At 62.9% G+C, this 979-nt stretch carries 2 protein-coding genes; both read right to left on the bottom strand.

Annotated features, from left to right (window positions below; translation table 11 throughout):
* The coding region (locus EN991_RS37805) for a LysR family transcriptional regulator (protein ID WP_164769732.1) at positions 1-607 on the bottom strand (607 nt) is incomplete at its 3' end.
* A 151-nt stretch (positions 608-758) separates the two neighbouring features.
* Positions 759-979: aldehyde dehydrogenase family protein (locus EN991_RS37800; RefSeq protein ID WP_127370608.1), on the bottom strand; the 221-nt coding region annotated here is incomplete at its 5' end.

Below are 979 nucleotides of genomic sequence, written 5' to 3'. Positions count from 1 at the left end.
ACGGCAGGTCGAGCAGCACCATCGGCTCGTCGGCCAGTTCCTCCGTCGTGATCGACGCCTTGGCCGCGAAACGATGGCCCGCCGGCAGCATGACATAGGCCGGCACCAACATCAGCGGCTCGAAGGTCATGTCCTGCGACAGTTCGAGATCGTAGGTCAGGGCGAGGTCGATTTCACCGCGCTGCAGCATCTCAAGCAATTGCCCCTGATTGCGCTCGAACTGGCGCACGCGCACATCGGGATAAGCGCGCTCGAACCGCATGCGCAGCGCCGGCAGCACGATCTGCGCAAAGGTCAGCAGGCATCCCACCGCCAGCGGGCCGCGCACCTTCTCGGCAAAATCGCCGGCGACGTCATGCAAGGCATCGGCATCGTTGAGCAGCCGGGCGGCTTCCTTGAGGAAGATGCGGCCACCGGCGGTGAGCGAGAGGCCGTGCGAATGCTTGCGGACAAAAAGCTGGACGCCGAACTCGGTTTCCAACTGCGCGATCGAGGCCGAAATCGATGGCGGCGACACATTGACCTGCTCGGCCGCCTTGGCGATGGAGCCGGCTTCGCCCACGGCAACGAAATATTCCAGCTGTCTGAGCGTGAAGCGTAGCGGCATGGCTGGCTATGTTGCCGGTTTGAGGGCTTCGATCAAGCCTAATGCATGTCGCGCAAAAGTGGCCCCGGTTTTGCGCAAACGACATGCATGGAGCAAAGGCCTAAAGCGCATCGCTTGAATCCGTTCGATCGCGATGCGCTTTAGGCGCCCATCAGTATTTGATCCATGTCGTTTTGAGCGCGGTGTACTTGTCGAGCGCATGCAGCGACAGGTCGCGGCCGAAGCCGGATTGCTTGAAACCACCGAACGGCGTCATCGGGCTCAGAGCGTCGACCTTGTTGACGGAAACTGTGCCGGCCTGCAGCCGCCCGGCGATGCGGTGCGCGCGCGACAGGCTGTCGGTCCACAGCGATGCGGCGAGCCCGTAGGGGC

The sequence above is a fragment of the Mesorhizobium sp. M7A.F.Ca.US.005.03.2.1 genome (assembly GCF_003997795.1).
Classification (GTDB): Bacteria; Pseudomonadota; Alphaproteobacteria; order Rhizobiales; family Rhizobiaceae; genus Mesorhizobium; species Mesorhizobium ciceri.
Note: the sequence above shows the minus strand (reverse complement) of the source record. Positions and strands in the feature narration are given on the sequence as shown.